Here is a 13,218-nt window from a genome sequence, read left to right on the forward strand (position 1 = left end):
GTGGAAAGTTTAGCTATGCTCATGCTGCTGTTGATGGGGGGACGGTGCTTCCTGATTCGGACTGGACGCTACTCTATCCTTATCCTCCTCGATCTGGACGGCGTGCAGTCCCTTCGGGCCCTGAATGATTTCGAATTTAACCAACTGGCCAGCCTTGAGCGTCTTGTAGCCACCCATGTTGATCGCCGAGTAGTGAGCAAAGAGGTCTTCGGTCTTGCCCTCCTCATTGATGAAGCCATACCCCTTGGCGTTATTGAACCACTTGACCTTACCGCTTGACATAGTCACATCCCTCTGCAAAGGACTCCGATGGGGAGTATCATCAACTCTCATCCGCCGGACCTAAAAAATTTTGGTTGACTGCGCGGACCCTTTTTACCCAATGTGGGTTCTATTCTTTGTAACACCGATTAGCCGATAGTCAAGGTCTCGCGGCGGTCCAGTTGAAAACCTGCATGGCCGTGACTACTTATTTCAATTACGTCCCCTACGAACCTTCTTTACCATGCATGCAATCAGCAAGATTCGACTAACATTCAATCAGGATGATCCGCAATCCCATGAGGACGAAGCTGCGGGCATCGCTGTACAGGAAGCCAAGCCGACATTGCAGGTGCCACCGATGTATAAGGTGGTTTTATTCAACGATGACTACACCCCGATGGATTTTGTGGTCGAAGTGCTCGAGGTGTTCTTCAACCTGAATCGTGAGCTGGCAACCAAGGTCATGCTGGCCGTCCATACAGAGGGACGGGCAGTCTGCGGATTGTTTACCCGCGACATCGCCGAGACCAAGGCAATGCAGGTCAACCAATACGCCAGGGAAAGCCAGCATCCGCTACTCTGTGAGATCGAGAAGGACGGTTAACGCCGGACACTTGGGTATGAGGTGAAGCTATGTTAAACCGTGAGCTCGAAGTCACCCTCAATTTGGCTTTCAAGGAGGCCCGCTCCAAACGTCATGAGTTCATGACCGTAGAGCACCTTTTGCTCGCCCTATTGGACAATGAGGCTGCCGCCACTGTTCTGCGTGCCTGCGGCGCAAACCTCGACAAACTTAAACACGACCTTCAGGAGTTCATCGACTCCACCACGCCGCTGATTCCCGTACACGACGAGGATCGCGAGACCCAGCCGACCTTGGGCTTTCAGCGTGTGCTTCAACGTGCCGTGTTCCATGTGCAGAGTTCCGGCAAGCGTGAGGTCACCGGTGCCAATGTTCTGGTGGCTATTTTCAGTGAGCAGGAGAGTCAGGCGGTGTTTCTGCTCAAGCAGCAGAGCGTTGCTCGTATCGATGTAGTCAACTACATCGCTCATGGCATATCCAAGGTGCCTGGGCATGGCGATCACTCTGAAGGTGAGCAAGATATGCAGGATGATGAGGGCGGTGAGTCATCTTCTTCGGGCAATCCTCTGGATGCCTATGCCAGCAACCTGAATGAGCTGGCCCGTCAGGGCCGCATCGATCCTCTGGTCGGTCGTGAGCTGGAAGTCGAGCGCGTTGCTCAGATTCTCGCGCGCCGTCGCAAGAACAACCCTCTGCTGGTCGGCGAGGCCGGTGTCGGTAAAACCGCCATCGCCGAAGGTCTGGCCAAGCGTATCGTCGACAATCAGGTGCCCGACCTGCTGGCTAACAGCGTCGTCTATTCCCTGGATCTGGGTGCCTTGCTGGCCGGTACCAAGTACCGCGGTGACTTCGAGAAGCGCTTCAAGGCGCTGCTCGGTGAGTTGAAGAAGCGTCCGCATGCCATTTTGTTCATCGACGAAATCCACACCATCATTGGTGCCGGGGCGGCGTCGGGTGGTGTGATGGATGCTTCCAATCTGCTGAAGCCGCTGCTGTCCTCGGGTGATATCCGTTGCATCGGTTCGACCACGTTCCAGGAATTCCGCGGGATCTTCGAAAAAGACCGTGCGCTGGCTCGTCGCTTCCAGAAAGTCGATGTATCTGAGCCCTCGGTTGAAGACACCATCGGCATCCTGCGTGGTCTGAAAGGTCGTTTCGAACAGCACCACAGCATTGAATACAGTGATGAAGCGCTGCGTGCGGCGGCTGAACTTGCCTCACGCTATATCAATGATCGCCATATGCCGGACAAGGCAATTGACGTCATCGACGAGGCGGGTGCTTACCAGCGTTTGCAGCCAGTTGAGCTTCGCGTCAAGCGTATAGAAGTACCCCAGGTTGAAGATATCGTCGCGAAAATCGCGCGGATTCCGCCGAAGCACGTCAACAGTTCCGATAAGGAGCTGCTGCGTAACCTTGAACGCGACCTCAAACTGACCGTGTTTGGCCAGGACGCGGCGATCGATTCGTTGTCCACTGCAATCAAGCTGTCCCGTGCAGGCCTCAAATCGCCGGATAAGCCTGTAGGCTCGTTCCTGTTCGCAGGCCCGACCGGCGTTGGCAAGACTGAGGCTGCGCGTCAGTTGGCCAAGGCGCTGGGCATCGAGCTGGTGCGTTTCGACATGTCCGAGTATATGGAGCGTCATACCGTATCGCGTCTGATCGGTGCGCCACCGGGCTATGTAGGTTTCGATCAGGGCGGTCTGCTGACCGAAGCCATCACCAAGCAGCCTCACTGCGTGTTGCTGCTCGATGAGATCGAAAAAGCGCACCCGGAGGTCTTCAACCTGCTGCTGCAGGTGATGGACCATGGCACCTTGACCGACAACAACGGCCGCAAGGCGGACTTTCGCAATGTGATCGTCATCATGACCACCAATGCCGGTGCAGAAACCGCAGCGCGCGCTTCGATCGGCTTCACGCATCAGGATCATTCGTCCGATGCCATGGAAGTCATCAAGAAGAGCTTCACGCCGGAGTTTCGCAACCGTCTGGACACTATCATTCAATTTGGTCGTCTCAGCCACGAGGTTATCAAGAGTGTGGTGGACAAGTTCCTCACCGAACTCCAGGCGCAGCTGGAGGACAAGCGGGTATTGCTCGAAGTCTCCGATGCAGCGCGCAGCTGGCTGGCGGAAGGTGGTTACGATGCGCAGATGGGCGCTCGCCCAATGGCACGTCTGATTCAGGACAAGATCAAGCGTCCACTGGCTGAAGAGATTCTCTTCGGCGAGTTGTCCGAACATGGCGGTGTCGTACACATCGACCTGAAGGATGGCGAGATCACGTTCGACTATGAAACCACGGCGGAAATGGCCTGACGTTTCATTGAAGCACGATAAAAGGGCGCCGATTCAGGCGCCTTTTTATTGCCTGTCACTATCTGCAAGCACTTGAAATACTGGAGTGAACTCAAGCGCCCAATAAATTGCAGCAACAAAAACGCCCGACAGATGCCGGGCGTTTTTGTTAAGACCTGTTAGCGAGCGCGGTAAGTAATGCGCCCTTTGCTCAAGTCGTAGGGCGTCAGTTCAACCCGAACCTTATCGCCGGTAAGAATACGAATGTAGTTCTTGCGCATCTTGCCGGAGATGTGCGCGGTTACGACGTGCCCATTTTCCAACTCCACACGGAACATGGTGTTGGGCAGGGTGTCGACGACAGTGCCTTCCATTTCGAAGCTGTCTTCTTTCGACATGCAGTAAAGCCCTCGGTATCCAGTGAATGGCCCGGTGCAAACGGCAGCCAGGCAAAAGCGGGCTGCATTGTGCCCGAAAAATGGGGTTCAAGCCAAGGGATTCAGTAAAGAGTGACCCATCTTTGATTAGTGAGCAGTTCGATGGGGCGATATTGGGTCTTGTAATTCATCTTTTTGCAGTTCTTTATCCAGTAACCCAGGTACACCGCTTGCAGCTGCAGGCGTGCCGCTTCGGCTATTTGCCAGAGGATGGCATAGCGTCCCAGGCTGCGCCGTTCTTCGCCTGGCTCGTAAAAGGTATACACCGCTGACAGGCCATTGGGTAGCAAGTCGGTTACCGCGACCGCGAGAAGCCGGTTTTCCAGGCGGAACTCGTAAAAACGGGAGAAGGGCAGGTCGCGGACCAGAAAGGTCGAGAACTGCTCGCGGCTCGGTGGATACATATCGCCGTCTGCATGCCGCTGTTCAATGTATCGCTGGTACAGGTCAAAATATTCTTCGTTGAAGTGAGGCTTGACGCTGGTGACTTCAATGTCGGTGTTCTTCTTGACGATACGTTTTTGCTGGCGGTCGGGGGCGAAGATGCCTACCGGGATCCGGGCAGGTACGCAGGCACTGCAGTTCTGACAGTGCGGGCGGTAGAGATGATCGCCGCTACGGCGAAACCCCATGTCGGAAAGGTCGGCATAGACTTCGACATCCATTGGCTGGCTGGGATCGAGGAACAGCGTTGTGGCTTGCTCTTCGGGCAGGTAGCTGCAGGAGTGGGGTTGAGTGGCATAAAACTTAAGCCGCGCCAGCTCGGTCATGATCAACCCTCGAGGAAAACTATAGATAAGAGTGTATGCCAGCCCAATCAAACTCGCCTGGGTAACCAGTCGGCTGAGTTTGTCAGATCCAGGTGATTGTGCAGGTAGGCTGCAAAGCTTTGCCTGGGAATCGAACGGGCTCCGAGGCTTTGCAAGTGCTGAGTAGGCATTTGGCAATCGATCAGGACGAATCCCCAGTCCCTGAGATGTTCGACCAGTATCGCAAAACCGACTTTGGAGGCGTTGTCAGCCCGACTGAACATGGACTCACCAAAAAACAGCTGCCCCATGGCCAGGCCATACAGACCGCCCACCAGTTCTCCGTTTTCCCGAACCTCGACACTGTGGGCGTGACCCCTCGCGTGCAGTTCGATATAAGCCGCTTGCATCGAGCCGGTGATCCAGGTGCCATCGGCGTAGGCGCGCGGCTCAGCGCAGGCGCGTATCACGGTCGGAAAATCCTGATCGAAGGTCACCTGGTAACGCTGCTGGCGCAGTACTTTTGCCAGGCTGCGAGAAACGTGCAATTCGTCCGGAAACAGCACTGTGCGTGGATCCGGTGACCACCAGAGAATGGGCTGACCTTGCTGGTACCACGGAAAGCAGCCGTGACGGTAAGCCCGGATAAGTCGATCCGCCGAAAGATCACCGCCCCCTGCCAGAAGTCCATTGGGTTCGCGCATAGCCTTGTCCAGCGGCGGAAAATCCAGGGTGTCGCGTTGTAACCAGGTCAGCATGGCGTTCCGACTTTCCAAGAGGGGAGGGGAGTGCCGGCGCAGGTGCAACTACGCGCCGTTAACGTGGTCACAAGCCGCTGACCATTGCAGCAACGGAGTGCGCGGGGCAGATGGAATCTTTTCAATGGAATCATGGCCATTCGACAGTTATAGGGTGCGAGAAGAAAAGCTCATAAGCTTTTGTCAGAAAACAGAATACGTGATGAAATTACCTGTTTTCATCGATACTTGAAGATCTGCAAGCTCCACGCCAGACTATCGTGGCGCGCAGCGTGCAAATCCGTACAATGCCCGATGTTGTTTAACCTCATTTCAAGTCACCTGTCGAGCGTGCGTTTAACCTGGTTCGCGTTTCGCGATGATCAGGAATCACTCGGCCCTGTTTGTCGATGCAGTCATACATAGTCAATCACCATCAGATGTTCGCGCTAGCGCGCAGGAATTGAAGCGTTTTGAAGAAATCCACCGCAGCACCCAGCCCCGTACCGCTCTGGCGGCAGCATTTGCACTACCGACTCAAGGAAGGTGCCCTGATCGCATTTGGTTTCTTGTGTCTGTACCTGATGATGGCCCTGGTGACCTACGACCAGGCCGATCCGGGCTGGAGCCACACCAGTAGCTCTGTGCAGGTGCAGAACGCCGCCGGGCGTGCCGGGGCGTTCTCCGCCGACATTCTGTTCATGGTGCTGGGCTACTTTGCTTACATATTCCCGATCCTGTTGGGCGTGAAGGCGTACCAGGTATTCCGGCATCGTCATGAGCCGTGGCAGTGGAGCGGCTGGCTGTTTTCCTGGCGAATGATCGGTCTGGTGTTCCTGATTCTGGCCGGTGCCGCGCTGGCGCATATCCACTTCCATTCCGCTACGGGCCTGCCGGGCTCTGCGGGCGGCGTGCTGGGCGAGGTACTTGGCGACCTGGCCAAACGTGCACTGAACGTACAGGGCAGCACTTTGCTGTTCATTGCCTTGTTTCTGTTCGGCCTGACGGTGTTCACCGATTTGTCCTGGTTCAAGGTCATGGACACTACCGGCAAAATCACTCTGGACCTTTTCGAGGTATTTCAGGGTGCCCTCAATCGGTGGTGGACCGAGCGTCGCGAACGCAAGCAAATGGTTGCCCAACTGCGCGAAGTCGATATGCGTGTCGATGAAGTGGTTGCACCGGTAGTGCCGGATCGCCGTGAGCAGGCCAGAGCGAAGGAGCGTTTGATCGAGCGCGAACAGGCCTTGAGCGAGCACATGAGCGCTCGTGAGAAGCATGTTCCGGCGGTGATTGCTCCCGCTCCAGCCAAGGCGCCTGAGCCGAGCAAGCGCGTGCAGAAGGAGAAACAGGCTCCGTTGTTCGTCGACAGCGCCGTGGAAGGCACATTGCCTCCGATCTCCATCCTCGATCCTGCAGAAAAGAAACAACTCAACTATTCGCCTGAATCCCTGGCGGCTGTCGGGCATCTGCTGGAGATCAAGCTCAAGGAGTTCGGCGTCGAGGTTTCGGTTGACTCGATCCATCCGGGCCCTGTGATCACTCGTTACGAAATCCAGCCGGCCGCTGGCGTCAAGGTCAGCCGCATTTCCAATCTGGCCAAAGACCTTGCGCGCTCTCTGGCGGTGACCAGCGTGCGGGTGGTCGAGGTGATTCCGGGCAAGACCACCGTAGGCATCGAGATTCCCAACGAGGACCGGCAGATCGTGCGCTTCTCGGAGGTCCTGTCGACGCCCGAGTATGATGACGCCAAATCCCCGGTCACCTTGGCCCTGGGCCACGATATCGGTGGCAAGCCGGTCATCACCGATTTGGCCAAGATGCCGCACCTGTTGGTGGCCGGTACCACCGGTTCCGGTAAATCGGTGGGTGTGAACGCGATGATCCTGTCGATCCTGTTCAAGTCTGGTCCGGAAGACGCCAAGCTGATCATGATCGACCCGAAAATGCTTGAGCTGTCGATCTATGAAGGCATTCCGCATCTGCTCTGTCCGGTAGTGACCGACATGAAGGATGCCGCCAATGCCTTGCGCTGGTCGGTGGCCGAAATGGAGCGGCGCTACAAATTGATGGCCAAGATGGGCGTGCGTAACCTCTCTGGCTTCAACCAAAAGGTCCGGGAGGCCGAGGAGGCCGGGACGCCACTCTCGGATCCGCTCTATCACCGCGAAAGCATTCACGACGAAGCGCCGCTGCTGACCAAGCTGCCAACCATTGTCGTGGTGGTCGACGAATTCGCCGACATGATGATGATCGTGGGCAAGAAGGTCGAAGAGCTGATCGCCCGTATCGCACAGAAAGCTCGGGCCGCGGGTATTCACCTGATCCTCGCGACCCAGCGTCCGTCTGTCGACGTCATCACCGGTTTGATCAAAGCCAACATTCCCACCCGTATGGCATTCCAGGTGTCGAGCAAGATCGACTCTCGGACCATCATCGACCAGGGTGGCGCCGAGCAACTGCTTGGCCACGGCGATATGCTCTATATGCCTCCGGGCACCAGCCTGCCGATCCGGGTTCACGGCGCATTCGTGTCTGATGACGAGGTTCACCGTGTCGTCGAGGCCTGGAAATTGCGCGGCACGCCGAACTATAACGATGACATTCTCGCAGGCGTCGAAGAGGCTGGCAGCGGCTTTGAGGGGGGCGGTGGCGATGGCGAAGAAAGCGAAAGCGATGCCTTGTACGACGAAGCGGTCAAATTCGTGTTGGAAAGCCGCCGCGCCTCAATCTCGGCCGTGCAGCGCAAGCTCAAGATTGGCTACAACCGCGCAGCGCGGATGATTGAATCCATGGAAATGGCCGGGGTTGTGACCGCGATGAACACCAATGGCTCGCGGGAAGTCATTGCGCCAGCCCCGATGCGTGACTGACACTTCATCTATATGGACCAGCGCGTGTAAAAACGTCACTCGCGTAGTGGTTTTTGCGCGTTCATGGGCCGATGGCGCCTGAACAGGCGCTATTCGGCCTTAACCGAACTCAAAGAGGAATCCCATGCGTCTTATCCGCATGTTGTTGGTATCTGCACTGGCTATTTCCGCTCTCCCGGCCCACGCCGACAGCAAGGACGTGGCGCGCCTGACTCAGCTTCTCGAAAACTCGAAAACCCTCACCGGTAACTTCTCGCAGTTGACGCTCGATGGTGGCGGCACACAGTTGCAGGAGACCTCGGGTGAGATGACCTTGCAGCGTCCCGGTCTGTTCTACTGGCACACCAACGCGCCTCAGGAACAAACGATGGTCTCAGATGGCAAGAAGGTCACTCTTTGGGACCCGGATCTTGAACAGGTCACCATCAAGACCCTCGATCAGCGCCTGACCCAGACCCCAGCCTTGCTGCTGTCCGGCGACGTGTCGAAAATCAGTGAAAGCTTCGATATCAGCGCCAAGGAAGCGGGCGGCGTAATTGATTTCGTGCTCAAGCCCAAATCCAAGGACACGCTGTTCGATAATCTGCGCCTGTCCTTCCGTAACGGCATGATCAACGACATGCAACTGATCGACAGCGTCGGTCAGCGCACCAATATCCTGTTCACTGGCGTCAAGGCCAACGAGCCCGTCGCGGCGAGCAAATTCCAGTTCCAGGTCCCGAAGGGCGCTGACGTCATTCAGGAATAAGAGGTTCGAGAGTCCAGCATGGACCTGTTCAGCAGTGAGCCGATTGCCCAGCCCCTGGCAGCCCGATTGCGGGCGGCCAATCTGGATGAATACGTAGGTCAACAGCACTTGCTCGCTCACGGCAAGCCCCTGCGCGAGGCGTTGGAGCAAGGTGCGCTGCACTCGATGATTTTCTGGGGCCCGCCCGGCGTCGGTAAAACCACGCTGGCGCGGCTTCTGGCGAAAGTTTCGGACGCGCACTTCGAGACTGTTTCGGCGGTGTTGGCGGGGGTGAAAGAGATCCGGCAGGCGGTGGAAATCGCCAAGCAGCAGGCAGGGCAATACGGTCGCCGTACGATCCTGTTCGTCGACGAAGTGCACCGCTTCAACAAGTCGCAGCAGGATGCGTTTCTGCCTTACGTCGAAGATGGCACGCTGATTTTTATCGGTGCGACCACTGAAAACCCTTCCTTTGAACTGAACAACGCGCTGCTTTCCCGCGCGCGGGTATATGTCCTCAAAAGCCTGGATGAGGCGGCTTTGCGTCAGTTGGTCGACCGCGCATTGACTGAAGAGCGCGGATTGGGCAATCGTCATCTCACATTGGGCGATGAAGCCTTCAAGACCCTGCTTGCTGCTGCCGATGGCGACGGGCGTCGGATGCTCAATCTGCTGGAGAACGCTTCGGATTTGGCCGAGGATGGCAGCGAAATCGAGCCCGCGCTGTTGCAGAGCCTGCTAGGCGACAGTCGGCGTCGCTTCGACAAGGGGGGCGAAGCGTTCTACGACCAGATTTCCGCGTTGCACAAATCCATTCGCGGATCGAACCCTGACGCAGCGCTATATTGGTTCGCACGCATGATTGATGGCGGTTGCGACCCTTTGTATCTGGCTCGGCGTGTGGTGCGTATGGCCAGTGAGGACATCGGCAACGCCGATCCGCGTGCGTTGCCGCTTTGCATGTCCGCATGGGACGTTCAGGAGCGACTGGGTAGCCCGGAAGGGGAGTTGGCCGTCGCCCAGGCCATCGTCTATCTGGCGTGTGCCCCGAAAAGCAATGCGGTTTATATGGGCTTCAAAATGGCCATGCGCGAAGCGACCGAACACGGTTCGCTGGAGGTGCCTCTGCACCTGCGCAACGCCCCGACAAAGCTCATGAAACAACTCGGTTACGGCGAAGAATACCGTTACGCCCACGACGAGCCGGATGCCTACGCTGCGGGCGAAGACTACTTTCCTGACGAGCTCGAGCCGCGCCAGTATTACCAGCCGGTGCCTCGCGGTCTTGAGCTAAAGATCGGCGAAAAACTCAAACATCTGGCCTCCCTCGATCGTGCCAGTCCCCGTCAGCGGAGAAAATAGTGATTCAGACCATTCTTGCGGTGTCGCTTGCGGGCATCGCTGGTACATTATTGCGTTTTGCGGCAGCCACCTGGGTGTCTGCCAATTGGCCAAAATATTTCTACACGGCGACGCTGGCAGTCAATCTGGTTGGCTGCCTGATCATCGGACTGCTGTATGGCTGGTTTCTTTTGCGCCCGGAAGTGCCGATTGAAATTCGAGCCGGTCTGATCGTCGGCTTTGTCGGCGGACTGACGACCTTTTCGTCGTTTTCCCTGGATACGCTGCGCTTGCTGGAAAGCGGGCAGGCACCACTGGCCATCGGCTACGCAGCCATCAGTGTGGTTGGCGGGCTGCTCGCAACCTGGGCCGGCCTGTCTTTGACCCGAATTTAATAGACGAGAGAACGATATGCTCGATTCCAAACTGTTACGTACCCAGCTTCAGGACGTAGCGGATCGCCTGGCTTCCCGTGGTTTCACACTGGACGTGGCTCGCATCGAAGCGCTGGAAAACCAGCGCAAAACCGTGCAGACCCGCACTGAGCAGCTTCAGGCCGAGCGTAACGCCCGTTCCAAATCCATTGGCCAGGCCAAGCAGCGCGGCGAAGACATATCCCCGCTGATGGCTGACATCGACCGCATGGCGCAAGAGTTGAGCACTGGCAAGAAAGAGCTCGACGCCATTCAGTCCGAACTGGACGCCATGCTCCTGAGCATGCCGAACCTGCCGCACGAGTCGGTGCCGGTTGGCGCTGACGAAGAAGAAAACGTTGAAGTGCGCAAGTGGGGCACGCCTGCTTCGTTCGACTTCGAGGTCAAGGATCACGTTGCGTTGGGCGAGAAATTCGGCTGGCTGGATTTCGAAACCGCCGCCAAGCTGTCCGGTGCCCGTTTCGCGCTGCTGCGTGGCCCCATCGCCCGCCTGCACCGCGCACTGGCGCAGTTCATGATCACCCTGCACATCAATGAGCATGGCTACGAAGAGGCTTACACGCCTTATCTGGTCCAGGCGCCTGCATTGCAAGGCACCGGCCAGCTGCCAAAATTCGAAGAAGACCTGTTCAAGATCGCTCGCGAAGGCGAAGCCGACCTGTATCTGATCCCCACTGCAGAGGTGTCGCTGACCAACATCGTCGCTGGCGAGATCCTCGATGCCAAACAGTTGCCCTTGAAGTTCGTCGCGCACACCCCGTGTTTCCGCAGCGAGGCCGGAGCGTCGGGTCGTGATACCCGCGGCATGATCCGTCAGCACCAGTTCGACAAGGTCGAGATGGTGCAGATCGTCGCGCCGGAAAAATCCCTCCAAGCGCTGGAAAGCCTGACCGGCAACGCCGAGCGTGTCCTGCAGCTGCTGGAGCTGCCGTACCGCGTATTGGCGTTGTGTACAGGTGATATGGGCTTCAGTGCGGTGAAGACCTACGACCTGGAAGTCTGGATTCCAAGCCAGGACAAATACCGCGAGATCTCGTCGTGCTCCAACTGCGGCGACTTCCAGGCACGCCGCATGCAGGCTCGCTGGCGTAATCCGGAAACCGGCAAGCCTGAGCTGGTTCACACCCTTAACGGCTCTGGCCTGGCGGTCGGTCGTACGCTGGTCGCGGTGCTGGAGAATTACCAGCAGGCCGACGGCTCGATCCGTGTGCCGGAAGTACTCAAACCTTGGATGGGCGGCATCGAGGTCATCGGCTAAATGGAATTCCTGCCACTGTTCCACAACCTGCGCGGTGCCAGGGTGCTGGTGGTGGGCGGCGGCGAGATTGCCTTGCGCAAGTCTCGCCTGCTGGCCGATGCCGGTGCGGTGCTGCGGGTGGTTGCACCCGCGATCGGAACAGAACTGCGCGAGCTGATTAACAGCAGCGGTGGCGAACAGATTCTACGGGGCTACAGCGAAGTGGATCTTGACGACTGCGTGCTGATCATAGCTGCCACGGATGACGAATCGCTCAATGCTCAGGTTTCCGCTGACGCTCGTCGGCGCGGCGTGCCAGTGAACGTGGTGGATGCGCCCGCCCTGTGCAGCGTGATCTTCCCGGCCATTGTTGACCGTTCGCCCTTGGTGATTGCAGTGTCCAGCGGCGGCGATGCGCCGGTGCTGGCACGCCTGATCCGGGCCAAGCTGGAGACCTGGATTCCGCCGACCTATGGTCATCTGGCCGGGCTGGCGGCACGCTTCCGGCATCAGGTAAAAAACCTTTTTCCAAACGTACGGCAGCGCCGAGCATTCTGGGAAGACGTCTTCCAGGGGCCGATCGCCGATCGTCAACTGGCGGGGCAGGGCGGCGAAGCCGAGCGTCTGCTCAGGGCCAAGATCGAAGGCGACGCACCGAGCGATGCGGGTGAGGTTTACCTTGTGGGTGCGGGGCCTGGTGACCCGGATCTGCTGACTTTTAAGGCCTTGCGTCTGATGCAGCAGGCGGATGTTGTGCTCTACGACAGGCTGGTTGCGCCAGCGATTCTCGAATTGTGTCGGCGCGATGCTGATCGGATCTATGTCGGTAAGCAGCGCGCGGATCATGCGTTGCCCCAGGAGCAGATCAACCAGCAATTGGTTACGCTGGCCAAAGAGGGCAAGCGCGTGGTTCGGCTCAAGGGGGGCGATCCGTTCATCTTCGGCCGTGGTGGCGAGGAAATCGAAGAGCTGGCGGCCCACGGGATTCCGTTTCAGGTGGTGCCTGGCATCACTGCGGCCAGTGGTTGTGCGGCTTATGCCGGGATTCCACTGACCCACCGTGATCACGCGCAGTCAGTGCGATTCGTGACCGGGCATTTGAAAAACGGCACCACTGATCTGCCGTGGCAAGATCTGGTTTCTCCGGCCCAGACCCTGGTGTTCTACATGGGCCTGATTGGTCTTCCGATCATTTGCAGTGAGCTGATCAGGCATGGACGTTCGGCTGACACCCCTGCGGCGCTGATTCAGCAAGGCACTACCATGAACCAGCGCGTTTTCACCGGCACGCTGGCCAACCTGCCGCAGCTTGTGGCGGAGCATGAGGTTCATGCGCCGACCCTGGTAATCGTGGGCGAAGTGGTGAGGTTGCGGGACAAGCTGGCGTGGTTCGAAGGGGCTCAGGCGAGCGTTTGATCATAACGGTCGTTGACACGGTAGGGTGCAGGTCGTTTTGATTCGGGCCGTGGGAGCTAGCTTGTTTGCGCTGTGCCGGTTCGCAGCAAGCCAGGCTCCCGCCTTTGGCAGAAGCAGGTC

General features: G+C 57.8%; 12 protein-coding genes. 8 read left to right on the plus strand and 4 right to left on the minus strand.

The features are described 5' to 3' along the window. Positions 1–9 precede the first annotated feature (9 nt). Complete coding sequence (gene cspD, locus EC915_RS19090; protein ID WP_133752082.1) at positions 10–282, minus strand: cold shock domain-containing protein CspD; 273 nt, start codon at positions 280–282, stop codon at positions 10–12. A gap of 223 nt (positions 283–505) precedes the next feature. Here cspD and clpS point away from each other — a divergent pair, with 223 nt between their 5' ends. Together clpS and clpA are read left to right on the plus strand one after the other, a co-directional pair. Next, entirely contained in the window at positions 506–868 is a 363-nt protein-coding gene (clpS, locus tag EC915_RS19095) for an ATP-dependent Clp protease adapter ClpS (protein ID WP_110950555.1), read from the plus strand. Between the two features lie 29 nt (positions 869–897). Then, positions 898–3,168, plus strand: coding sequence for an ATP-dependent Clp protease ATP-binding subunit ClpA (gene clpA / locus EC915_RS19100; protein WP_133752083.1), 2,271 nt, complete (start codon positions 898–900; stop codon positions 3,166–3,168). Between the two features lie 158 nt (positions 3,169–3,326). On the opposite strand, the gene infA is transcribed toward clpA, so the two are convergent. The 3 genes from infA to aat all read right to left on the minus strand — a co-directional run bounded on the left by infA (position 3,327) and on the right by aat (position 5,091). Beyond that, a complete protein-coding gene (gene infA, locus EC915_RS19105; RefSeq protein ID WP_002553999.1) occupies positions 3,327–3,545 on the minus strand; it encodes a translation initiation factor IF-1 in 219 nt (72 codons plus the stop codon). Positions 3,546–3,646: 101 nt separating this feature from the next. Next, positions 3,647–4,354, minus strand: a complete 708-nt coding sequence (locus EC915_RS19110) for an arginyltransferase (protein WP_133752084.1) — start codon at positions 4,352–4,354, stop codon at positions 3,647–3,649. 47 nt (positions 4,355–4,401) lie between these two features. Then, positions 4,402–5,091, minus strand: coding sequence for a leucyl/phenylalanyl-tRNA--protein transferase (gene aat, locus EC915_RS19115; protein ID WP_133752085.1), 690 nt, complete (start codon positions 5,089–5,091; stop codon positions 4,402–4,404). A gap of 452 nt (positions 5,092–5,543) precedes the next feature. Here aat and ftsK point away from each other — a divergent pair, with 452 nt between their 5' ends. From ftsK to cysG, 6 genes are all read left to right on the plus strand, one after another. Continuing rightward, complete coding sequence (gene ftsK / locus EC915_RS19120; RefSeq protein WP_133752086.1) at positions 5,544–7,943, plus strand: DNA translocase FtsK; 2,400 nt, start codon at positions 5,544–5,546, stop codon at positions 7,941–7,943. A 124-nt stretch (positions 7,944–8,067) separates the two neighbouring features. Next, a complete protein-coding gene (gene lolA, locus EC915_RS19125; RefSeq protein ID WP_133752087.1) occupies positions 8,068–8,691 on the plus strand; it encodes an outer membrane lipoprotein chaperone LolA in 624 nt (207 codons plus the stop codon). A gap of 18 nt (positions 8,692–8,709) precedes the next feature. Beyond that, positions 8,710–10,032, plus strand: a complete 1,323-nt coding sequence (locus EC915_RS19130) for a replication-associated recombination protein A (protein ID WP_133752088.1) — start codon at positions 8,710–8,712, stop codon at positions 10,030–10,032. Beyond that, complete coding sequence (crcB, locus tag EC915_RS19135) at positions 10,032–10,406, plus strand: fluoride efflux transporter CrcB (RefSeq protein WP_133752089.1); 375 nt, start codon at positions 10,032–10,034, stop codon at positions 10,404–10,406. The genes EC915_RS19130 and crcB overlap by 1 nt, the downstream gene beginning before the upstream one ends. Before the next feature lie 16 nt (positions 10,407–10,422). Then, complete coding sequence (serS, locus tag EC915_RS19140) at positions 10,423–11,703, plus strand: serine--tRNA ligase (protein ID WP_133752090.1); 1,281 nt, start codon at positions 10,423–10,425, stop codon at positions 11,701–11,703. After that, entirely contained in the window at positions 11,704–13,098 is a 1,395-nt protein-coding gene (gene cysG, locus EC915_RS19145; RefSeq protein ID WP_133752091.1) for a siroheme synthase CysG, read from the plus strand. Positions 13,099–13,218: the final 120 nt, after the last annotated feature.

The organism is Pseudomonas sp. LP_7_YM, from assembly GCF_004364435.1.
Lineage (GTDB): Bacteria > Pseudomonadota > Gammaproteobacteria > Pseudomonadales > Pseudomonadaceae > Aquipseudomonas.

Coding starts and splice junctions, on each gene's coding strand:
- cspD (WP_133752082.1), bottom strand. CDS start 282: ATGTCAAGCGGTAAGGTCAAGTGGTTCAATAACGCCAAGGGGTATGGC.
- clpS (WP_110950555.1), top strand. CDS start 506: ATGCATGCAATCAGCAAGATTCGACTAACATTCAATCAGGATGATCCG.
- clpA (WP_133752083.1), top strand. CDS start 898: ATGTTAAACCGTGAGCTCGAAGTCACCCTCAATTTGGCTTTCAAGGAG.
- infA (WP_002553999.1), bottom strand. CDS start 3,545: ATGTCGAAAGAAGACAGCTTCGAAATGGAAGGCACTGTCGTCGACACC.
- EC915_RS19110 (WP_133752084.1), bottom strand. CDS start 4,354: ATGACCGAGCTGGCGCGGCTTAAGTTTTATGCCACTCAACCCCACTCC.
- aat (WP_133752085.1), bottom strand. CDS start 5,091: ATGCTGACCTGGTTACAACGCGACACCCTGGATTTTCCGCCGCTGGAC.
- lolA (WP_133752087.1), top strand. CDS start 8,068: ATGCGTCTTATCCGCATGTTGTTGGTATCTGCACTGGCTATTTCCGCT.
- EC915_RS19130 (WP_133752088.1), top strand. CDS start 8,710: ATGGACCTGTTCAGCAGTGAGCCGATTGCCCAGCCCCTGGCAGCCCGA.
- serS (WP_133752090.1), top strand. CDS start 10,423: ATGCTCGATTCCAAACTGTTACGTACCCAGCTTCAGGACGTAGCGGAT.
- cysG (WP_133752091.1), top strand. CDS start 11,704: ATGGAATTCCTGCCACTGTTCCACAACCTGCGCGGTGCCAGGGTGCTG.